Origin of the sequence: Prosthecobacter sp., assembly GCF_044373815.1 — a bacterium.
Classification (GTDB): Bacteria; Verrucomicrobiota; Verrucomicrobiia; order Verrucomicrobiales; family Verrucomicrobiaceae; genus Prosthecobacter.
Window position 1 is genome coordinate 1 of record NZ_JBIPNG010000023.1, and the last position, 20,529, is coordinate 20,529.

General features: G+C 58.1%; 25 protein-coding genes and 1 tRNA gene. 9 read left to right on the forward strand and 17 right to left on the reverse strand.

The window, feature by feature from the left end; all coding sequences use genetic code 11:
* Together ACIREA_RS03465 and ACIREA_RS03470 are read left to right on the forward strand one after the other, a co-directional pair.
* On the forward strand, window positions 1-329 hold a 329-nt coding region (locus tag ACIREA_RS03465), incomplete at its 5' end, for a hypothetical protein (protein WP_397380587.1).
* The gene (locus ACIREA_RS03470) at window positions 322-738 is read left to right on the forward strand and encodes an HNH endonuclease (protein ID WP_397380589.1); all 417 of its coding nucleotides are present in this window, start codon (window positions 322-324) and stop codon (window positions 736-738) included. The genes ACIREA_RS03465 and ACIREA_RS03470, both read left to right, overlap by 8 nt.
* A 25-nt stretch (window positions 739-763) precedes the next feature.
* On the opposite strand, the gene ACIREA_RS03475 is transcribed toward ACIREA_RS03470, so the two are convergent.
* Both ACIREA_RS03475 and pyrR read right to left on the reverse strand, forming a co-directional pair.
* Complete coding sequence (locus tag ACIREA_RS03475) at window positions 764-1,690, reverse strand: aspartate carbamoyltransferase catalytic subunit (protein WP_397380591.1); 927 nt, start codon at window positions 1,688-1,690, stop codon at window positions 764-766.
* Window positions 1,687-2,274 carry a bifunctional pyr operon transcriptional regulator/uracil phosphoribosyltransferase PyrR gene (gene pyrR, locus ACIREA_RS03480; RefSeq protein WP_397380593.1) on the reverse strand — a complete coding sequence of 196 codons (588 nt, stop codon included), beginning with the start codon at window positions 2,272-2,274 and terminating at the stop codon, window positions 1,687-1,689. The genes ACIREA_RS03475 and pyrR overlap by 4 nt, the downstream gene beginning before the upstream one ends.
* Before the next feature lie 101 nt (window positions 2,275-2,375).
* On the opposite strand from pyrR, the gene ACIREA_RS03485 reads away from it, so the two are divergent.
* A complete protein-coding gene (locus tag ACIREA_RS03485; RefSeq protein ID WP_397380595.1) occupies window positions 2,376-3,032 on the forward strand; it encodes a hypothetical protein in 657 nt (218 codons plus the stop codon).
* Window positions 3,032-4,051, forward strand: a complete 1,020-nt coding sequence (locus ACIREA_RS03490) for a murein hydrolase activator EnvC family protein (RefSeq protein WP_397380597.1) — start codon at window positions 3,032-3,034, stop codon at window positions 4,049-4,051. The genes ACIREA_RS03485 and ACIREA_RS03490 overlap by 1 nt, the downstream gene beginning before the upstream one ends.
* A gap of 30 nt (window positions 4,052-4,081) precedes the next feature.
* On the opposite strand, the gene ACIREA_RS03495 is transcribed toward ACIREA_RS03490, so the two are convergent.
* From ACIREA_RS03495 to hemL, 6 genes are read right to left on the reverse strand one after another with little or no spacing between them, the layout of a single operon-like run.
* Window positions 4,082-5,278 carry a redoxin domain-containing protein gene (locus ACIREA_RS03495; protein ID WP_397380599.1) on the reverse strand — a complete coding sequence of 399 codons (1,197 nt, stop codon included), beginning with the start codon at window positions 5,276-5,278 and terminating at the stop codon, window positions 4,082-4,084.
* Window positions 5,279-5,286: 8 nt separating this feature from the next.
* Window positions 5,287-5,598 carry a DUF2007 domain-containing protein gene (locus tag ACIREA_RS03500; RefSeq protein WP_397380601.1) on the reverse strand — a complete coding sequence of 104 codons (312 nt, stop codon included), beginning with the start codon at window positions 5,596-5,598 and terminating at the stop codon, window positions 5,287-5,289.
* A gap of 9 nt (window positions 5,599-5,607) precedes the next feature.
* A complete protein-coding gene (locus ACIREA_RS03505) occupies window positions 5,608-5,955 on the reverse strand; it encodes a cupin domain-containing protein (protein ID WP_377168360.1) in 348 nt (115 codons plus the stop codon).
* A gap of 12 nt (window positions 5,956-5,967) precedes the next feature.
* Entirely contained in the window at window positions 5,968-6,303 is a 336-nt protein-coding gene (locus ACIREA_RS03510; protein ID WP_397380604.1) for a type II toxin-antitoxin system RelE/ParE family toxin, read from the reverse strand.
* Window positions 6,296-6,580: a hypothetical protein gene (locus ACIREA_RS03515; RefSeq protein WP_397380606.1), complete on the reverse strand. Its 285-nt coding sequence runs from the start codon at window positions 6,578-6,580 to the stop codon at window positions 6,296-6,298. Before ACIREA_RS03515 ends, ACIREA_RS03510 begins: the two co-directional genes overlap by 8 nt.
* Window positions 6,581-6,621: 41 nt before the next feature.
* The gene (hemL, locus tag ACIREA_RS03520) at window positions 6,622-7,908 is read right to left on the reverse strand and encodes a glutamate-1-semialdehyde 2,1-aminomutase (RefSeq protein WP_397380608.1); all 1,287 of its coding nucleotides are present in this window, start codon (window positions 7,906-7,908) and stop codon (window positions 6,622-6,624) included.
* A gap of 106 nt (window positions 7,909-8,014) precedes the next feature.
* On the opposite strand from hemL, the gene ACIREA_RS03525 reads away from it, so the two are divergent.
* Window positions 8,015-8,740 carry a hypothetical protein gene (locus ACIREA_RS03525; protein ID WP_397380610.1) on the forward strand — a complete coding sequence of 242 codons (726 nt, stop codon included), beginning with the start codon at window positions 8,015-8,017 and terminating at the stop codon, window positions 8,738-8,740.
* Window positions 8,741-8,911: 171 nt separating this feature from the next.
* Here ACIREA_RS03525 and gluQRS read toward each other — a convergent pair whose 3' ends face one another.
* Window positions 8,912-9,754 (reverse strand): tRNA glutamyl-Q(34) synthetase GluQRS, encoded by an 843-nt coding sequence (gene gluQRS / locus ACIREA_RS03530; RefSeq protein WP_397380612.1) that lies wholly within the window; start codon window positions 9,752-9,754, stop codon window positions 8,912-8,914.
* A 2-nt stretch (window positions 9,755-9,756) separates the two neighbouring features.
* Window positions 9,757-10,524, reverse strand: coding sequence for a hypothetical protein (locus ACIREA_RS03535; RefSeq protein ID WP_397380614.1), 768 nt, complete (start codon window positions 10,522-10,524; stop codon window positions 9,757-9,759).
* A gap of 30 nt (window positions 10,525-10,554) precedes the next feature.
* On the opposite strand from ACIREA_RS03535, the gene ACIREA_RS03540 reads away from it, so the two are divergent.
* Both ACIREA_RS03540 and ACIREA_RS03545 read left to right on the forward strand, forming a co-directional pair.
* Window positions 10,555-11,313, forward strand: a complete 759-nt coding sequence (locus ACIREA_RS03540) for a Nif3-like dinuclear metal center hexameric protein (protein WP_397380616.1) — start codon at window positions 10,555-10,557, stop codon at window positions 11,311-11,313.
* A gap of 114 nt (window positions 11,314-11,427) precedes the next feature.
* Window positions 11,428-12,042, forward strand: coding sequence for a DNA-3-methyladenine glycosylase (locus tag ACIREA_RS03545; protein WP_397380618.1), 615 nt, complete (start codon window positions 11,428-11,430; stop codon window positions 12,040-12,042).
* A 467-nt stretch (window positions 12,043-12,509) separates the two neighbouring features.
* Here ACIREA_RS03545 and ACIREA_RS03550 read toward each other — a convergent pair whose 3' ends face one another.
* Complete coding sequence (locus tag ACIREA_RS03550) at window positions 12,510-12,728, reverse strand: hypothetical protein (RefSeq protein ID WP_397380619.1); 219 nt, start codon at window positions 12,726-12,728, stop codon at window positions 12,510-12,512.
* 118 nt (window positions 12,729-12,846) lie between these two features.
* Here ACIREA_RS03550 and ACIREA_RS03555 point away from each other — a divergent pair.
* Window positions 12,847-12,936 (forward strand) — tRNA-Ser (locus ACIREA_RS03555).
* 78 nt (window positions 12,937-13,014) lie between these two features.
* A complete protein-coding gene (locus ACIREA_RS03560; RefSeq protein WP_397380621.1) occupies window positions 13,015-14,247 on the forward strand; it encodes a tyrosine-type recombinase/integrase in 1,233 nt (410 codons plus the stop codon).
* Between the two features lie 470 nt (window positions 14,248-14,717).
* On the opposite strand, the gene ACIREA_RS03565 is transcribed toward ACIREA_RS03560, so the two are convergent.
* The 6 genes from ACIREA_RS03565 to ACIREA_RS03590 form a co-directional block, all read right to left on the reverse strand.
* The gene (locus tag ACIREA_RS03565; protein ID WP_397380623.1) at window positions 14,718-14,918 is read right to left on the reverse strand and encodes a hypothetical protein; all 201 of its coding nucleotides are present in this window, start codon (window positions 14,916-14,918) and stop codon (window positions 14,718-14,720) included.
* Window positions 14,919-15,011: 93 nt separating this feature from the next.
* On the reverse strand, window positions 15,012-15,998 hold the full coding sequence (locus ACIREA_RS03570; protein WP_397380625.1) for a hypothetical protein: 987 nt from the start codon (window positions 15,996-15,998) through the stop codon (window positions 15,012-15,014).
* Between the two features lie 4 nt (window positions 15,999-16,002).
* A complete protein-coding gene (locus tag ACIREA_RS03575; RefSeq protein WP_397380627.1) occupies window positions 16,003-17,055 on the reverse strand; it encodes a restriction endonuclease in 1,053 nt (350 codons plus the stop codon).
* Between the two features lie 13 nt (window positions 17,056-17,068).
* Window positions 17,069-17,470 (reverse strand): DUF488 domain-containing protein, encoded by a 402-nt coding sequence (locus ACIREA_RS03580; protein ID WP_397380629.1) that lies wholly within the window; start codon window positions 17,468-17,470, stop codon window positions 17,069-17,071.
* Window positions 17,471-17,898: 428 nt separating this feature from the next.
* Entirely contained in the window at window positions 17,899-18,984 is a 1,086-nt protein-coding gene (locus ACIREA_RS03585; protein WP_397380631.1) for a PD-(D/E)XK nuclease family protein, read from the reverse strand.
* A complete protein-coding gene (locus ACIREA_RS03590; protein ID WP_397380633.1) occupies window positions 18,981-20,525 on the reverse strand; it encodes a restriction endonuclease subunit S in 1,545 nt (514 codons plus the stop codon). Before ACIREA_RS03590 ends, ACIREA_RS03585 begins: the two co-directional genes overlap by 4 nt.
* Window positions 20,526-20,529 lie beyond the last annotated feature (4 nt).

A 20,529-nucleotide genomic window follows, 5' to 3' on the forward strand; every position in this document is an offset into this window, starting at 1 on the left:
CGGACATCGAAGGCGTCCTGCATAAACTTCAGATGCTTGCTGCGACGAAGAAGGGCGCTCTCAAGGCGGATGAGGCAAGACTGCTGGAAGCGATCAATACCACGCTTCCCACCGATCAACGCACCACTTACCGTCGCCTCTCGACCAAGCGCAAGAACGGCTCACTCACTCCTGCGGAGCATCGTGAACTTCTGCGGCTTTCGGATCTGGTAGAAACCTTGCATGCACAGCGCATGCAGAGCTTGGTCAGGCTGGCCGTCCTGCGCAAGACCACGGTGCCCGAACTGATGGAACGTCTGGGGTTGGAATCTTTGACCACCCATGCCTGAGCATGTCAGCGCGGCACTTCGGCGGCTCGTTCGCACCCGCGCGCAAGGGCGTTGCGAGTATTGCATGACTCCGGAGGCCTATGCGCCGGAGGCATTTTCAGTGGAACACATTCTACCCCGCAGCAAGCGTGGCACATCCACAGCCGACAACCTCGCACTGTCCTGCCAGGGCTGTAACAATCACAAGTTCACCCGCATCCGTGCTCTCGATCCTGTGACTGAACTAACGGTACCACTCTACCATCCTCGCCAGCATGCATGGCATGACCACTTTGTCTGGCTGCCGGATGCGCGGCGGCTGCTCGGCATTTCTCCCACAGGACGAGCAACGGTGGAAATGCTGCGGTTAAATCGCCCCGGCTTGATGGGACTGCGCGAAGCTTTGATCGCCCTCGGCGTGCATCCTTAGTTCGTCTGCGCTACCGATCCGACTTCTACTCCACCGCCCCCGGCCTCAGCCAGTACAGCACGCTCATCCTCACCGCGATCCCATTCTCCACCTGCTGGTTGATCAGGCACCTCTCATAATTCATCCCCGCATCCGTGATCTCCACCCCGCGGTTCACCGGCCCCGGATGCATCAGGTGCAGTCCGCGCTCACGCAAAATTTCCACACGCTCGTTCGTCAGCCCATAGTTGCGATGGTACTCGGCGGCGCTTGGAATGAGCGGTTCGTCGAGGCGCTCGCCCTGCACACGCAGAAGATAAATCACATCCGGCTTCCACTCGAAGGCGTCACGCCAGTTGCCAAATTGCGGGATCTCCGGCGGCACCTCGCGCGGCATCATCGACCCCGGGGCAAGATAGGCCACCTCCATGCCGAGACGGCGGAAAATCAGGCTCGTGCTTCGCGCCACACGGGAGTGCTGAATGTCGCCCACAATCAAAACACGGCAGCCGCTCAGGTTTTTGTGAATCTCCCGCAGCGTGAAGGCATCCAGCAGCGCCTGCGTGGGGTGTGCGTGCCAGCCGTCCCCGGCATTGATGACGCTCGCACGCGTGTTCTTGGCGATGAGATTCGGCGTCCCCGCCTGCTTATGCCGCACCACGATGTAGTCCACCCGCATCGCCTCCAGCGTCTCCACCGTGTCCAGGATGGACTCCCCCTTCACCACGCTGCTCGACTCAATGTCAAAATGCGTCACGTCCGCAGAGAGGCGGCTCGCCGCCACTTCAAAGCTCGACCGCGTGCGCGTGGAGGGCTCATAAAAAAGCGTCAGCATCGTCTGCCCCTTGAGCGTGGGCACCTTCTTCACGCTGCGCTTGAAGAGGTCCTTGAACGGCACGGCGTTGTCGAGCACGAAGGCGATTTCCGCGTCCGTGAGCGAGGCGATGTCGAGGAGGTCTTTGCGCGGGGTCATCTCGTTGAGGCTTGGGTTTGCACGGTGCAGGCATCCTCGCCGTCCACCTCGGTAAAACGCACCGCCACCCGCTCTCCGGGTGCCAGCGTGACCTTGAGGGCGGAGAAATCCGGCTGCACAGGAAATTCACGGCCGCAGCGGTCCACCAGCACGGCCAGCTGCACGCGTTTGGGGCGGCCAAAATTAAGCAGCTCATCCAGCGCCGCACGCACGCTGCGGCCGGTGTAGATCACCTCATCACAGAGCACCACATTGAGGTCGTCGATGTCGAAGGCGATGTCGGACCCCTCCAGCTTCGGCACCATCTGAAAGGTGCTCAGGTCATCGCGATACTGCGTGATGTCGATCGTGCCCAGAAAGACCTTCACGCCGCCGATCTTTTCGATCTCGGCCGCGATGCGTTTCGCCAGCGGCACCCCACGGGTGAAAACACCCACCAGCGCGATGCTCTCCGCGCCAGGATTCGCCGTCAGGATGCTTTGCGCCAAAGCCTGCACCCCTGCGGCCATCTGGGCCTGTGTGAGTAGCGTACGTTCATTGCCGGGCATGGTGGAAAAGGGTGCGCGGACAGTCCGGCGATTCACGGTGTTGTCAAATCGGGGGATCGCAGCACCGGCACAGAAGTTTCGCACCGGCACTCGCCTCCAGGGTTGCAAAGCCGGCGCGTCTTTGATTTGATACGTTCATGCAAAGACTCCCCCGCGCCATTTTAATGCTGGCCCTGCCCGCCCTCCTGGCCAGCTGTGATGTTCTCCGCGAGAACAAAATACTGATCACCACGCACGTGCAGACGGACCAGCTGGAACATAAAAGCGAGCTCATGCCTGTGACGATCGCAGGCCAGCAGATGATCTTCAAAAAAGTCCCCGAATTCAGCCAGCGCAGCATCTCTGCCTTTGAACCCTTCGAGGCGGATAACAACGATGGCTACGGCGTGGTGCTCCAGCTCGACACTAAGGGCCGAACCGCCCTCGATCTCGCCTCCCGTCAGTACATTGGCATGACCTTCCTGACCATGGCCCATGGCCTGCCTATCGACTTGGTCGAGATCGACAAACCGATCACCGACGGTCGTTTCACCATTTGGCGCGGACTCTCGAAGGAGACGGTTGATGAAATGGACAAGTTTTATCCGCGCATCAAATACATGAAATCCTCCTCTCGATGGATGGATGACATGCTGCCGTCCACCTCCAAGGAAAAATTGAACTCTCGCAGAGATGCCAAGGCTCTGGAGGCCGCAGAAAAAGCCGCTGCTAGCGACAAGGAACATGGAATCATCCCCAAGGCGCCCAAGATCAAGGACATCCCGCTCGAAGGCTACAAACTCCCCGGCACCTGATGTTTCGTCTCGCACTTTCATTCTCACTGCTCGGCCTGCTCACGGGCATCCTGCCCGCGCAGCAGCTTCAGCTTCCCACCGCCAATCACGCGCTGTTTGACGCGCCTTCGGAGTTCTTCCAGTTCGTTGACCGCGACTTCGACGGCGCCAAGACCACCCCCTGGGAAGGCGGGCAGTTCGGCTTCGTCCGCGACCCCCGCCACATCGGAGGCCGCATCGCCTACGCACGCTTTCACGAAGGCCTCGACATCAAACCCCGACAGCGTGATGCCAAAAGCAATCCTCAGGACGAAGTCGGCGCCATCGCCGATGGCGTCGTGGCTTACGTGGCCGCTTCGTCTGGTCTCAGCAACTACGGCCGCTACATCGTGGTCCAGCACAACTGGGGCGGCAGTCCGTTTTTCTCGCTCTACGCTCATCTTGCCTCCGCTCAGGTCAGTGCTGGGCAAAAGGTAAAGGCGGGCACCACTCTGGGCATACTCGGTTACACCGGCAGCGGCATCGACCAGCGCCGTGCCCATCTCCATGTGGAGCTGAACCTCTTTCTCTCCAGCCGCTTCGAGACCTGGCACAATTCAAATTTCCCCACCCCAAATCATCATGGTTTGTACAACGGACTGAATCTCATCGGGCTCGATCTCCAGTCGCTCTACCTCGCGCAGCAGAAAAAACCCGGCCTCACCGCCGCCAGTGCCGTGCGCGCCACGGAAAGCAGCTACCGCGTGGCCATCCCGGGAGATGCCGAGATGGAAATCCTGAAAAACTACCCCTGGCTTCTGGATGGCCCCCGTCCTTCAGGCAAACCCGCAAGCTGGGAGGTCACCTTCAGCCGCTGGGGCCTGCCGCTCGCCGTGAAAGCCTCCTCTTCACCCGTTGCAGCCCCTTTCGTCACCTGGGTCAAAGACGCCGGCATTCCCCATTTCACTCACACCCGCGGCTGCGTCACAGGCAGCGGCAGCACCGGCAAGCTCACCACCGAAGGACTGCGCTTTGTGAAACTCGCCACCGGCTGGTTCTGACCGTAGTGCAATCGTCTCGATTGCAGGGGCTCACTCCGGCTGATAAAACCGGCCCATGTGCTCCAAAATCTTCGCCCGCAGTTCATCCCCGTCAATCGGGCCATTGTGGCGAAAAATCACCTCACCTCCCGGCGCAACCACCAGCGTGTGCGGGATCGGTCCCGGCCATTCAGGATCCAGCGCCTTGATCAGTTCCTCCTGGCTCGCCTCATTGAAAACATAAGCGTTGCCCTTGCGCCCCTCCGCCTTGAGCGAAGGCTTCAGCTTGTCCGGCACGATCGCATTGTGCTTCTCCAGAAACTCCTTCACCTCATCAACGTTCTTGGGGTCATCCATGCTGATGCTGATGAACTCAAAATCACGCAGGCCAAATTTGCGCGATGTCGCCACGAGCTGTGGAAACTCCTCCACGCACGGCCCGCACCAGGTGGCCCAGACGTTGAACAGCCGCACCTTCTTCGTGTCGTTCTTGCGCAGCGCCGCGATGCCTTTGGAATCAATCAGCTCCACCTCCACCTCGCCCTTCTCCCACTTCTCATTGTCAGCTACCAGCTGCTTGCGTTTGTCGATCCATTTGGTCGAGCACCCGTGCGGCTTCGTCACCTCCACCGGCACCGCTTTGCCTTCCACCAGCGCCTCGATGGCATTCCGCGCATCAGGCGCAGTCACCGTCGCCTCATCCGCGTAGCGTGAGTCATCCAGTCGGCCCTGGTAGCGCAGCTTGCGCTCCTTGTCGAAAATGAAGACATGCGGCGTGGCCAGGCAGCCGTAGGCCAGCGCCGTCTTCTGCGTGTCCCCATCGTAGAGGTAGGGAAAAGTGAACCCCTGCTCCTTCCCATGCAGCTTCATCTCCGGAAAACTGTCGTTGTACTTCGAGTAGCCCAGCTCATCCGGCCGCAGCGCCGCCGGATCATTCGGATTGATCGCCACCACCTTCAGCCCCTTGCCCTTGAACTCCTTCAGCAGCTTCTTGATGCGCCCCTCCACCGCCTGCGAAGTCGGGCAGTGATTGCTCAGAAACGCCACCATCAGCAGCTCCGCGTCTTCGTAATTCTTCAGCGTGTGCTTCTCTTCATCGATGCCCACAAGATCAAAATCCGGTGCCGCATCTCCAATCTTGAGCTCATGAAACCCCTCCGGCATCGCCGACTTTTTTCCCTTCGCCGTTTCAGCATGGACAAGGACCGGAAGCAGCACGGTCAGCAAAGTGAGAGCGAACTTGTTCATGGGCTGGATCATTCGTTTTTGGCCGTCTGGCATTTCCAACACACTTCAAACGAGGCAGGATTGGATTCTTTGCAGCCAGGACACAGCCATTCTTCAGCAGTACAAGCCTCCTCCGACTGGTGCGGCAGCAGCAGCGCACTCGCCCGCTCAAAATCGGCATCCTCCACCAAACACAAAGTCGGCTGCAGCGGCCCGATGAAAATATTGGTCAGCTGAGAGGTCGTTTCATTGCGGATGAAGCAGGCAATGCCAGCCTCTTCGAGGATCGACCTGAAAAAGCCGAGCCGCGTCGAATCAATGCTGGTGATGAGGTCTCGCATAATCAGGCCTCACACCTCAAATTCATCCGCCGGATCAAACGGTGGCATCGGCACGTTGATGATTTTGAGTTTCCCCACCGCCCGGTGCACACACCCCGGCCGGATCATCACCGTCGTCATCGGCTTCAGCGGCACGATCTGACCGTCCACCTCCAGGTGCCCCTCACCTTCCAGCACAATGTAGATCTCAGTCATCTTCTTGTGATAGTGCGCCTTCGAATCCGCATGGATGTCCGTGAGGTGCACCGTCGCCAAGGTATTCCAGTCCTCCTTGAACGCCCTCCGCGCCTGCCCACAGGGACAAGGTGTTGGTGGAATTTCATCCAACTGGGCAACGGCAAAACGAGGTTCAGACATAATGACGGAGAATTACTGTCGGCGGTGTTCTTTCGCAAATGCTACACCATCCCGGGCGCCGTGAAGGACATAGAGAATACGAGCTCCAGCATTCTCCGACAGCGGGCGGTAGTAGATGAGATAATTGGGATATTCCGTCACTGTGACCATGCGGACGCCTGCGAGCGCTCGACGGAGCGGATGGTATTCAGTGCCAAGAAAAGGCTCTTGAGCAAGCAACTGATACATCCCAGTAATGGCAAACTCAACAGCCTTGGCGGCGAGGGGATTGTCCATCGCGATGTGGGTTGAAATCTCGATCACATCTTCATCCACTTCCGGATGAATTTGGAGTTCCTGCTCAGCCATGCTGGTGCTGCTGAACACGTTCCATCACTCTTGCACGGATGCTTTCACGATAGGCCGTCATGTCCGTGATCGTGACAAACGGCCCCTTGTCACGTTCTTCGAGAATGTCCTCCAAGGCCTCACGCTCCTTGTCTGCTACAGGAGCTTCATTGTCATTTTCTAGGAAACTGACGAGATAGGACGACAAGAAGCTTTCAGGCGATTTGTTCCAGCCTTGCGCCTTGCGGGTCAGGGCCGGCATGACGGCTTCAGGGAGTTCGATGGTGAACTGTGGCATGGCAGTAGTCTACCATACCCCAGCCACAGCGACACCCAATTTTACAACGTCGCCAGCGCAGCCGCAGCCACCTCCGCCGTCTCCTCCAGATCATCTCGGCTGTGCGCCATGCTGATGAATCCCGTCTCAAACTGGCTCGGCGCAAAGTACACGCCATGGTCCAGGCAGTAGTGGAAGAACTTGCGAAACGCCACCAGATCCGAGGTCTTCGCGTCCTGCAGGTTGTGCACTTCCTTCTCCGTGAAGAACAGGCAGAACATGCTCCCCTTGCGGTACCAGCGGTAGTTCAGCCCCTTCTTCTTGAGCACCTCCAGCACCGCCGTCTCCATGACCTGTCCTAGGTTTTCCAGCAGCGCGTAGCCATTCTTCTTCTCCAGCTCGCGCAACTGCGCCAGACCCGCAGCCAGCGCCACCGGATTGCCGCTGAGCGTGCCCGCCTGATACACCGGGCCGATTGGCGCGAGGTAGTCCATGATGTCCGCACGTCCGCCAAAGGCTCCCACAGGCAATCCACCGCCAATGACCTTGCCAAGGCAGGTCAGATCCGGAGTGATCTTCTCCAGCTCCTGTACCCCGCCTTTGGCCAGACGGAAGCCCGTCATCACTTCATCAAAAATCAGCAGCGCCCCATGCTTCATCGTGATGTCGCGCAGCTTCTGCAAGAACCCCGGCTTCGGCAGAATGAGGCCCGCATTTGCCGGATACGGCTCCACGATCACGCACGCGATCTCATGCCCCTGCTTCTCAAACAACTCCTCCAGCGCCGCCTCGTCATTAAAGGGCAGCACGCTCGTCAGTTCGGCAAACGCCCGCGGCACTCCCGCGCTGTCAGGATTCCCGTGCGTCAGCGCCCCGCTGCCCGCAGCCACCAGCAGGCTGTCCGAGTGTCCATGATAGCACCCGTCAAACTTCACCAGTCGGTCGCGGCCCGTGAATCCACGCGCCAGACGGATGGCAGACATCGTCGCCTCCGTACCGCTGCTCACCATGCGCACCTTCTGAATGCTCGGCACCCATTCACAGATCGTGCGTGCCATCTCCACCTCATACAGGTTCGGAATGCCAAAGCTGACGCCATCCTTGGCGGCGTTGTGGATCGCCTCGATCACGCTGATCGGCGCATGCCCGAGAATCGCCGGTCCCCACGTGCCCACGTAGTCGATCAGGCAGCGGTCATCCACATCGTAGATGCGGCAGCCTTTGGCACGCCTCACGAAAAAGGGGTCACCGCCGACGTTGCGGAAAGCGCGCACCGGCGAGTTCACTCCTCCGGGAATGTACTGCTTGGCGAGGTCGAAGAGCTTGGTGGAAAGGGGTCCGTTTGGCATGGTTTGGGGTGGAAAGGGATACGCGGGAGATTTTATGCGTCGAACAAAAGGTTGCTCCGAACCGTCTGAGTCGGCTATTCTCAGCCCAATTCCCGACCACCCTGCCATGAAAGCGTTCTGTTTGGTTCTCCTCGCCCTCTTTACCGCTCAGGCCGCCCAGGCACAGTCGGCCACCTCTTCTCCACGGAATCGGTCCTCGCTGGCCTCGGTCGAGCCCGGCACCTTTGCCGTGGAAGGCATGACGCCCAAGCCCATCGTACTCAAAGTCCAGATCGAAGCCCCCGTCTATCCCACCAGCAAGCTCCAAGGCGCCCTCGGCTCCTTTGCCCCCGGTTCCCTTCTCACCCTCCTGGCCATGTCAGACACCGCCTACCGCGTTCGCGGCCGCGCCCGCCATGGCGACGTCGCAGGCTGGGTGCTCAAGACCGATGTCCTCTCGGCCGACCCCAATCTCAGCGCAAACCTCAAAAAACTCTACGAGCGCACCAAGCTGGTCGATGAACTCATCCAGCACAAACAGGTCGCCCTCGGCATGACCAGCCAGGAAGTCCACGCCTCCTTGGGCAAACCCTCACGCAAATCCAGCAAGATCACCGCCGCAGGCAAGGAAGAGCGGCTGGAATACGCCATCTACGATCAGGTCCCCCAGACCAGCACCGGCGTCAATGCCTTCGGCCAGATCGTTCAAACCGTCGTCTACATCCGCGTCGAAGTCGGCACCCTCGGCCTGAGTTTCAAAGACAACGTGGTCTCCGAAATCGAAGAAACCAAAGGCAATCCCCTCGGCGGCGGCGGTGCCCGCACCGTGCCGCCCCCCGTCATCGGCTTCTAAGTAGCACATCTCGCTCCGCGAGATGACCCAGCGTCGAGTCAACGCCCCCATTTGGACTGCAGTTGCGCAGCGACGAAGGAGCGCAGCTACCGCTTTCGCAGGCCAGTCAACTCACTCACACCACGAGACACTGCGCATAAAAAGAAGCGCCCATTCGTCATTCGGATTTACTCATTCGTCATTACTCCCCACCACCTCCCTCACCCTCTCCGCTGTCCACCCTGCCTCCCGCAAGCTCCGCAAAGACCGCGCATCATCCCGCTTCGCCAGCCGCTTCCCACTCTCATCCGTGATCAGCCTGTGGTGCCACCACTCCGGCACCGGCAGTCCCAGCAGCGTCTGCAGCAGCCGGTGCAGATGCGTCGCCTCCAGCAGATCCTCACCCCGCGTCACCAGCGTGATCCCCTGCAGCGCGTCATCCACCACCACCGCCAGATGATAGCTCGCCGGCGTGTCCTTCCGCGCCAGCACCACATCCCCAAACACATCGGGCCGCGCCGTGAAAACCCCGCGCCCCCGATCCGTCCATTCCAATTCCCCTTCCACAAGCCCCGCCGCCTTCGCCACATCCAGTCGCAGCGCATACTGCTCCCCCGCCGCCATTCGCTGCGCCCGCTCACCCGCATCACGATTCCGGCACGTCCCCGGGTACAGCGGCCCGTCCGGCCCCTGCGGCGCATTCCCTGCCCGCGCGATCTCCTCCTGGATCTCCCGCCTCGTGCAAAAGCACGGATACAGCACCCCCAGTGCCTCCAGCTTCGCCAAAGCCGCACGGTAATCCTCGAAATGATCCGACTGCCGCCGCACCGGCACCTCCCACTCCAGCCCCAGCCACGCCAGATCCTCAAAGATCGCCCCCTCATACTCCAGCCGCGCCCGCGTTCCATCGATGTCCTCCAGCCGGATCAAAAACCGCCCTCCCGCCGCCTTCTCCTGCGCAAACAACGCCGCATACGCATGCCCCAGATGCAGCCATCCGGTGGGACTGGGGGCGAATCGTGTGATTTCAGGCATGCTCAGACCTTCTTCGGCTTCACCAGAATATCACCGTTGTCACTGATTCCACGAATTTGGTTTCGATACACATGCATCTCCGGCCTCACCATCCCATGCGTGTAGCCACATTTGACCTTCGTCACCGCCAGCCCGGGCGATTCCTCCCAGCCACCCTCCATCACGTTCAGCCCTGCGCCTTGCACATACAGCGTGTGGTCAAACGTCTCCTTCGCATGGATTTTCCCATCGTGAATGTGCAGCGTCGGGAAAAACACCGTGCCCGCCAGCGCCGTCGGAAACGCAAACGCCATCGGGTGCACCCGCGCATTGCCCGGTTTCAGCTTAAACACCGCAAACCCAAAGTCCTCATAGCCCGGCAGTTTCGCCCAAACTCCCTCAGCCATGCGAAACCGCTCATCCAGTCGGCTGAAATCCGCAGCGGTCGGCACAAAGCTCGCGTCATAGGCCCCCACGGAAACGACTTCGAGAGATCGGCTCTTCGCAGCCGCTGGCGCAGCCCCAAAGGGATCCGCCCCGTAACTGCGCACAGGAAACATCTCCCACAAATCCTCGAACACGCGGTCATACTTCGAGAAGTCAAAAAACTTCACCGCATCCTCCCCCGTCCCTTTCTTGATCGGAATCGGCAGCACCATCGCCAGGTCTCGCGGCACATTCACGGACATCTGATAAATGAGAGCCTGGTTCCCACGCTCACCCAGCCGGCCAAAGATCCGTGTGTTTTTGACCTCCTCGACTTTTCCCGTGAAGCAGCACATGATGCACATGCTATCGAACCGACTTATCCACTGTCCAGCATGAATCTCGCCGACCTCGTCTCCCACCTCGACACCGAACTGCGCATCGCCGAGATCGCGGACTACTCCAACGCACTCAACGGCCTCCAGCTCGAAAACCGCAAAGGTGAAGTCACCAAGATCGTCGCCGCCGTGGACGCCACTCTGCCCGTAATCAAAAAAGCCGTCGCCGCAGGCGCGGACCTCCTCATCGTACACCACGGCCTCTTCTGGACCGGCCTCCAAACCTGGACCGGCCCCGTCTTCCAGAAAATCCAAGTCGCCCTGGATGCCGGACTCGCCGTTTACAGCGCACATCTGCCGCTGGATGTGCATCCCGCGCTCGGCAACAACGCCCAAATCGCCCAGGCGCTCGGCTTGACTCCCACCGGCGGCTTTCTGGAATACAAATGCAATGCTGTCGGCGTGACCATGAACCATGAAATGCCCTTGGATGACCTCGTGGCCAAATTTCAATCAGTGCTCGGCGGCAGCCCGGTCCACGTCTGTCCCGGAGGCCCAAAAAGGACCCGTAAAATTGGCATCTCATCGGGCGGCTCTGGCTCCGAAGTCGCCACCGCAGCCAAAGCCGGCATCGACACCTTCATCACCGGCGAAGGCCCCCACTGGAGCTACACCCTCGCCGAGGAGATCGGCGTCAATCTCATCTACGGCGGCCACTACGCCACCGAGACCTTCGGCGTCAAAGCCCTCTCCGCCTACATCGAGCAAAAATTCGGCATCCCCTGGGAGTTCGTCGACCACCCCACCGGCCTCTAATCAACGCTGAATAGCATCTCGCGATTTGAGAAGGCCGCAAAGAACACCTTCAGACTCAGGTCTCTGCGGTTTTCTAATCTCTCGCGGTGTAATAATTCAGTGTTCCCCTAAGTCATGAGCTATCTGACCCGTGATTTCTTCGAGCGCGACGTCCTCACCGTCGCCCGCGATCTCATCGGCGTGGAGCTCGTCTGGAAAGGCTGCGCCGGCATCATCGTCGAAACCGAAGCATACTCCGTGGAAGGCGATCTCGCCGCCCACACCGCCACCCGCCCCAGCGCCCGCGAGTTCGTCAAAAAGCACCCGCCCGGCACCGCCTACGTCTATTTCAACTACGGCATGTACTGGCTCTTCAACCTCCTCGTCAAAGGCGGCTCCCAGGACGGCCTCATCCTCATCCGCGCCCTCGAGCCCACCCGCGGCATCCCGCAAATGCAGCAGCGCCGCCACCGCGAAAAACTCCACGAGCTCTGCTCCGGCCCTGGCAAGCTCGCCCTCGCCTTAGGCATCGATGGCACCCATCACGGCCTCCCCATGACCGGCAAACACCGCCCCGCCCGCTGCGGCCTCGTCCAGCCCTCATCATCCACCCACGAAATCGCCACCGACATCCGCGTCGGCATCAGCCAGGCCATCGACTACCCCTGGCGCTTCCTCTCCCGCCACAGCCCCCACCTCAGCGTCAAACACGGCAAAGTGAAACCGCCCGCAAAGACCGGCCTTCGATAAAGGCGGAGTGCCGTCCACCTCCTGCCGCATAGCCCCCGCACAGTGAATGTTCTTGGTACAAGACCGCGATCTTCCGCCACTCCGCGACATACCAGCCCTGAAGGGGCAGCGTAATAGTGCCTTTTAAATAATTTTGTTCCCGATAAACCCAAGGCAGCCAAAGCGCTTCTCCCTCTCCCCGCCCCTGATACACAACGAAACCGAATCCTTTTCTTCGGGGAGAGGGCTGGGGTGAGGGGACGGGAGGGATTCGCTCAATGTCCACGCGATGTTATGCATCAGGAAGACTATGAAATTATTTAAAATGCTACAGATCCAAGGGAGGCTCCCCTGGGTCAGCATTGAGTCGACCGGGTAGCAAACCCAGCCGCCCGCCACACCCCAAGCCTGCCAGCAGCGTCTGCACAGGACTCCGCCGCGCAGCATCGCCCACGGCATCGGCTCGCCCTCACATGGCCAGCCAGCGCTTAAAACAAACCGCCGCCAAGGAACAACCTCAACGCCGCCACCAATGCGACGGCCACGTTGATGGTCAGGCCGATCTTCCGCTGACAGAATGAACCAACGATGATGCCCAGCACGCAGCCCGCAAGCACCGCCCATTGCAGCCAGCCGAGCAGAGGGATAAGTCCCGGCACCAGCAGAACCGCGCACACCAGACCGATAAGAACAGAGAGAATTTGCATAACAACGCCACAGATCACCACCCTCCGCTGAATACAACTGCAATTCTCCGGACTCATTGTAAGCCGCGCCTTGCATTCAGGCGCAGACGCAGTACCCTCCGGCCTCGCAAAATGATCCGGAGAGGTGGCTGAGTGGTTGAAGGCACCTGACTCGAAATCAGACGTTGTCGTAAGGCAACCGAGGGTTCGAATCCCTCCCTCTCCGCCATTCGCACAACGGGTCAAAAGCCACCCCTAATCCAGTTGATTTTTGTGAGACGCGAGACACAAATGAGGCACACATCCTGTGAGCCTCGAAAAGTCATTTCCGATCTACAAAAAAACCCATGCCAGTGGGAACGCCGGATGGCGTGTCGATATGGGTGTAGTAGGGGGAAAACGGGTGTTCAAACACTTCCCCACGGAAGCTGCTGCCAAGAAGTTCCAAGTGCGCTGCATGGAGGTAGAAGCCCGAAAAAAGCCGGTGGATCTTCGAGACCTGAGTGAGAGCATGAGGCACGAGGTTCTCGCTGCTCTTGCAAAGCTGCGCAACTACAACGCCACAATCACCCAGGCAGTTGATTTCTACCTGAAGCATTCCCGGCCTGCCAACGCGAATGCCACAATCGGTGAGGTCATGGAGGAATTCCGCAAGTCGAAGCGCAAGGCCAACATGTCCGAAAAATACATCCACAGCTCGTGGACCACCTTTTTCGTGCCGTTCAAAAACCATTTCACAGATTGCATGATCTCAGAGCTTACGACTGAGACCTGTGAGGCATACATCTACAAATCCAAGACATGGAACCCTACCACAAAGCGGTCGCACATTCGGCATTTGTCTGTCCTGTGCAATTTCGCTGTTGAGCACGGCTACATGAGCTACAACCCCTTTAAGAAGGTGGAAAAGCCTCGGCGTCCACCGAGCACCTCGCGCCATCGCGTGGTAACGGTAGAAAACGCGGTCAAGATTCTGCAGTTCGCGTTAAACAACGACTACAAGCCTGAGTGTGCCGCACTGGTTCTACTTCTGTTCTGCGGGGTTCGGACTGAAGAAGTGGCGCGCACTACGTGGAGCGATATAAAGCTTGATGAGGACACTCCTGTTGTTCATTTGCATGAAGACATGACCAAGTCGGGAAAGTCGAGGGTCAACGCGATCCCGCCAAACGCTCTCGAATGGTTAACCCTCCTGAGGGCGAAGGGCCCGGTTGTCTCTCCAAGCTACGAGAGCCGAATGCGCAACCTCCGAAGGAAAGCTCAGGCGGAGTTCAAACAAAATTCAGCACGCATCTCGTTTGCCAGTTATCACATTGCTCGTTTCGAAGACGCTCCGAAAACTGCCTTCCTGCTTGGTCACGACAATCCCACCCTGCTGTACAACACCTACAAGGCGTTGGTCACCAAGACCGAAGCTGAGCGTTACTGGATAATCACTCCAGATTATGACGGCAAGCACCACCTGATCTCAACGCCTTCAGCGGATCAGGTCGAGGCCAAAAGAACCGCCCACCTGCAGAAGTTGCTCGCGGCTGGTTGATCTTTCTGCCCATACCCATGCTCCGCGCATACTGAGAAAGGACTGGGCGAAGCCAAATGGAACTCTCACAGGTTGCTCAACCACACGCATCATCGACCTCAGAGATACGGATCATGGACCGGCCGCTGATGACGGAGGTGTGATCGGCCTGTGATTAGAGCTGGGCCTCCGGTGCGATTGCCTCTACATCCTCTCCAGTGCCTCAGTCGCCATGTCCTTGATCGTCCCTTCTCCATCGCTCCATTGTGTGTGCATCTGGAGGTCTCCCTTGAGCTGCTTTTGCCACTTCGGATTCTTGACCAGGAACTTTCGTGCCTGAGCGAGCGTTAGGAACTCCTGCCGTTTTGGAGGCGGTTCGGCTTTGGGTGGCGAATCAAACCAGCGGAGAATCTTACGAGCGAGTGAAGGCCCGACTCCAATGAGTTCAATCCAGCTTTTACCACCTCCTCAGCCTCTACCGGCCACATGATTCAGAGGGTGGCGTTAACGTGTCCAGGTGGCTCATCTGCTTTGGCCTTCGTGATCCATGGCTCCTGAATGAGCACGACGGGAGATGCACCATATGAAGCAGTGACCAGACGCACCCTGTTGGCGAAATCATCCTTGGCTCCCGTATCACTCAGCTTGTCCGGGGTAACGAGAATGGTGCCTTGGTCCGTCGCAGCCATCATGATCGGAGCCAGACACCCACACTACTTTATGGTGATCGAGCGGAGCGAGTGGCTTCGGCGATGAGGGATTGGAGGGGCATGAGCACTGACGCTTCACCATGAAACAACCCGATATTCAATGGGCAGACCAAAAGCTCTCTTGAGGTGATCCAAATAGGCAGCCCCCTGATGATCTAGTTCAATACGGCCCACGATGACGAGTCGAACGGGCATAGCGTATGCACGTGGTGGATGATAAGCATATTCGAGAAGCTGCCCGAGAGCTTGGCGAACTACACTCTTCGGACTCAGGTCCGATTTGATCTCGTAGATAATGAATCCGGTGTTGGTCTCAACCAGCGCGTCAATTCCATCCACCTCGATGCGCACGTGTTCGTGCCCGTACTCATCTTGCAGCTGCTTCAGTAGAATTGCCTGCATCCGGCGATGTTCTGGTGAATACGCCAGCGCTCCGATTGCAGGACGGAAAATAGGAGCTTCAGGGAGGGGCACGTCACGCCCACCACGCCTAAGTAGCAAAGCAGCAAGATCGGCCTGGGCTGGTTCTGTGAGTGGATAAAAGTTGTAATAAGCGGCGAGCTTCTCCCAAAACGCTTGAGGCCAGAATGTGTTGGCTGGCATCATCTGAAGATTATCCAGCCGGTAGCGGATGTTGAGAAAATGCCCTGAGTATTCGGTGTTCCTAATTTGCCTCGGATCTCCGCCAACAGCACGCACCTCATTCTCCATCTGCTGTAGCCACCCCTGTTCGTGGAAGAAGGCTTCTGCCTCTTCGGACTGAATGGTGTCCAAGCATTCCAGTTCATGCACGTCAGCTACCCATCGTCTCTGCTTATCAGGCTGAATTGTGTAGAGGCTCACAGTCCAAGGCCTGCCGATGTATTTGCGATCTTTGATATTGGCTCCTTGCAGGAATGCATAGCGCCAGCCATCGACCTGCCATTCACCTCGAAAGAACCAGTCTTCGAAGCCAAACTTGAACTGAGAATTGAAGGAATCATCGACCTCAAGCTTGCTGGCATCCCCTGTAGGCCGTTGCCAGCCAGAGGAGTTGTAGGAAATACGAGTGAATAGGTTCATAACGTTATTCCTCCTGCGCCGCCACGGTCCAGATGCGTTTGAGGGGCAGCTCGGCTTTGAGGTCGGGGTCGAGTTGGTCGTAGTTCGCGAAGAGGGCGTCGAGGAGTTCCTTCTGGGTCCAGAGGCGGACTTTGAAGAAGCTTTGGGCAAGTTCCTTCTGCACGTTGCCCTTGAAGCCGCCCCAGGCGACGAAGAGGCCCTGCGGGGCGTTGAACTTGCTCATGGCTCCCAGCAGCTTGTCCACCGTCGGGCGGTCGATGGGCTTGAGTTCGGACTTCACTTCCACACAGAGCTGCGGCGTGCCAAAGCCGAGGGCTCCCATGCCGGCGAGGATGTCCGCGCCGCCATCGGCACCTTCGGGACTGAGGTAGGTCGTGTAACCTTGGGCCTTGAGGATGCCTTCCACGAGACGGGTGAGGCCGTGGCCGGCAAACTTGGCTTGAATCATGGTGGCGATCCGGTCGAGGCCCTGTTGTTCCAGATCGACCAGATCGTCAGCCAGTTCTTCATCATCGATCTCAGCGGACTCGGCCTTGGCTTTGACCAGCAGACCCTTCTTGCCGAGATCATCGCCCCAGCCGCTGGCCTTCATGGCTTTCACGCGAGCCTCGGCGTTGTTGCGCTGGATGCGGCAGATGGTGAGGAAAGCTCCAAAGGAATGCAGCAGGTCCTGGCCGAAACGCTGGCGGGGAATCGCCTCGCCGATCCACTTCACACTGCGCCAGTGGTAGAAGGGATTCGGCCCCTTGGGCTCAAAGTGGTAGTCGCTGGTGATCTCACCAATGTAGATGCTCTGCTGCGTCTTGAGCGGCAGCACCACCCAGTCGCCCTTCTGCATCGCGTGGGCAAAGGGCCAGATTTGGGAGGCATGATTGATGCGCTTCTTCAGCTTTCCGCCTGGATCAAGCGGTTCCAGGAGGTCGATCAACGCCTCCCTGCTCTCCAGCTTGTGGAGATCGTGGGCGAGATTGAGCCAGGTCACATAGACCCGGTTCTCTTCGAGAAACTTGGGTTCAAATTCACCGTGGGAGCCTGCGCGGATGAGCCAGAGGGACATAAGTTCAGATGGGCTAGACTTTCTTGGATTCGATGAGGGCTTTGAGCAGGTGACGGTGGCAGTGCTTTTCATCCTCGCCACAATTGCACAACAGGGTGATGGGCTGCTTGCGCGCCAGTCTTTTGAGGAGTCGAAGCGTGAACTTTTGGCCCTTGTTTTTGATTCGTGGGTTGTGCCGGTCCACTGGCGATGTCTCGAACAGCTCTTCTTCATAGCACTTGGCAAAATCATCCCAAGGGATGCGACCGGCTTGGAAGCCTTTGAGTAGCCGTTCGCTCGGTCCCAGATTCGCCATCCAGGCGTCAAATCGCGTTCGACGACATCCACGCGGAATGTAGCGGGTCACTAGAATGCGGAAACCATCATACTCTCGGTCGATGGTAGTCTCATAACAGGCGGTGCGAATGGCTGGCATGGTTGTCGGCGGTGTGGGTTGGGTTAGCGGACGCGGAAGATCCCACGGGATACACGACTAAGAGGAGCCTCCTCAGTCTTGGAGCAACGGCAGGCTCCTTCAGACGTATGGTTGTGACAGTGGTCGGGGGGATGCAGCCACTTAATGTCAGCGCCGATCTCAGGAGCCAGCTCTCCGACGAGCTTAAGGATTTCTGCGGTGCGCAGAGTTTGACCACTTTTGCCAGCAAGGGCACGGACGAGGGCGTCGTGGGTTTCAGTTGTTGTTGGGCTGAATGACATGGCCAGTAAGGGCTAACGTTTCCACGACGCTTTGGCTGAAGTGGGCAGATTTCTCAGCAGCTCCAGCAGTATTCTAGCCGATTCGGCGTTCATTGGACGATGTTGCCATTGGAGCCAGCGCGTATGAGACTGCGGGATATAGTGACGTTAGATGGTAGGATCTTGAAGATTGTTGGGAAGGGCGTCAGCGGCTGCTATCAAGGCTTTCATGGCATTGACCAAAGCCTCCTCAAGCTCCAACTCTTGCGCTTGAAGTGGCCAGCGCTGAAGAACGTAGTGTTCTTTTTCCATTTCAAGGTCAGGGAAACACGATAAAAGGGAGGGACTTTGGCGGAGCACCGGCAGAAGAGCTCGTATTGGATCGTCTAGCTGAAAAAAAACGAGTGACCAACCTGAGAGCTTCCCATTCAGGTCAATACAGATTCGCTTACCTTGAATGGTGAAGTGATTCGCAAGGGTGAAGGTCTCCCAGACTCCACGACTTCGCTTATATTTTGAAATGTCCTCACGAGACACTATCCTGCCGAGAATATTACGGACCGTTGTTGCTAGCCGATTCAAAAGCCGCTGTCTGTCAGCAGCAAGACGATCAACAAGTTCATGGTGTTTCGAGAAGAACTTGGTCAGTTCAATTTCCTCAGATGTCTGTCCTGCGAGACGTGCGGTGGTTGCCATAAAGTCAGTAAGGTAAAGGAGCCATTTGGGATGGGCAGTGGCGAGACGCTGGCCCAATTTGGCCTGCACGTAGCTCCAGAGCTGCGGGTAGGTGTAGCGGATGAAGCCACCTTTCGGTGCAGCTTGATCGGCCTGGATGCGAAGGCACAAGATAACTTTCAACGGCTTCTTGTCTTTCCCTGCGGCGAGAGACTGAATCACCCTGGCATAGTTCTCCAAATCATTGGCTTCCCAGTGATAGATCTTGTTCTCTATACCGAGAGTGAAGGTCTCTGCATCAATCACCAAGTCGATTCGCTTGTCCTGCTCGGCTGGGTGCTCCCGTGTGATTTTTAATCGTGATGAAATCGACGCCTCCGGTATTCCTGCCATGGTTAGAAAGGCTCGCAGGACTAGATCACCCAGACCGTGCTCCGCCGTAGGATCGACGAAGAATGCGAGGATATTGCTACACACGTTCTCATAGTGTGGATAGCCAGCGACTTCCATGAACGTGCTACTGCGTTGCACGCGTGGCAATTCTTGGTAAGCGATGAGAAGACCGAGGTAATCGTTCACGCGGTGGTTTTGGCTTTTCGTGCTTTCGTTCGGGGTTGTGCGGCCGTGGAGCAGTCCTTGTTCAACCGCTCCAGCAACTTTGCCGCCGGTTCGTCATTGGAATCTTGGGGGACGAGGTCGCCTCGGAAGGCTTTGGCCAAGGTGGCGGGGGTCAGTCGCTCCACTTGGGCTCGGGCGGCGCTCAGCCGGGCTTCGATCCGGTCCGCCATCGCCAACAGGGCTTCCACCCGGCGGACAATTTCGGCTTGTTCGGCGAGTGGTGGAACAGGTAGTGCAATAGACTCAAGCAAACTTGTGTTGTATCCGGGACGTGTCGAACCGATGACACTTCCGAATACTTGTTTTGTAACGAACGGATCCGCTCTCAGAGCATACACGCACAAGTCAGGCAACAAAAATTTCTGATTCAGACGCGCTCTTAGAATGTGACCTGTCATTCGCCAATCGTTGGCATGTGACGGAGCCACACACACCTTACCAAGCGTCGCCCCTGATCGAGCGAAGAGCACATCACCGGCCTGAACGTCGAAACGCGAAAGCTGTTTGGCTTTCTCCTCGGATACAAAGTAAATTCCGTCCGATGTAAATCCCATGCCGGTTAAGTTGCCGACAGCGACGACGGGCACGCCGTGTGGAGTGAATTCTTCGGTGTGCAACAATGCTCCGAATGGTCCGGTTTGCACAGTCGCGAACGGATTCAATCCCAAGTGGCCGAGTGGTATCCAAGCCCAACCATCTGGACTATTTGGTAACTCTGCAGTCGAAAGCAAAGCCTCAGGGCAGACGCCATTGCGGCCTTTTTTGCTCCAACACTCAGCTCTTTGCTTCAAGACCTTGTTCAATAGGATTTCACCTGTTTCAGAGGGTGGACTCTCCTCCCTCCAATCCTCGGTGAGCTGGCCGGAGGTGGCGGCGGCGAGGACGGATTGGCGGAAGCGTTTAAGGAGGTCGGGGACGCGGTCGAGGCGGGTGCGGCAGGCGTCCACCCGCCCCAGCACCGCCTCCAGCTTGTCCGCGATCCGCTTCTGCTCGGCGAGGGGTGGCAAAGGAACTTCCAGAGTTTTGAAGCGATCGTGTGTCAGGTTGAGGCCGGAGTCGCTCATGCCAGTTTTCAGTTCGTCTATTCTCTGCCTTGTTCGCGGCTCGCGCAGAAAGGACTCCAAAAGACGACGGTCGATAATCTTCGAATCGGCACGCAGCTGATACATCTTGCCAGAGATTAGCAATTTTGGCCGGGTTGCGCGAACAAGGCAGGTGACGCCACAGCGAGCACGCGGACCAGCGCACGTAATGAGAATGTCTCCCGCTTCCACTTCGAGGTGGGTTTTCGGTTCGAGGAACGTGGGCAGATGCTTGTTCTCATGCTCAATAAAACTGCCCTCTTGAATCGCGGTGGTCTTCAGAACGCCCCAATGGTCCAGTGTTTGAGCGGGATAGCTTTCGCACTGCGGACTCCAGCCTTGGCGGATTTTTTTGCCGTTCGGATAAGCAACGAGGCAATCTTCAATCGGCACTAAGACCCACGAATTTGGAGCGCTCATTTCA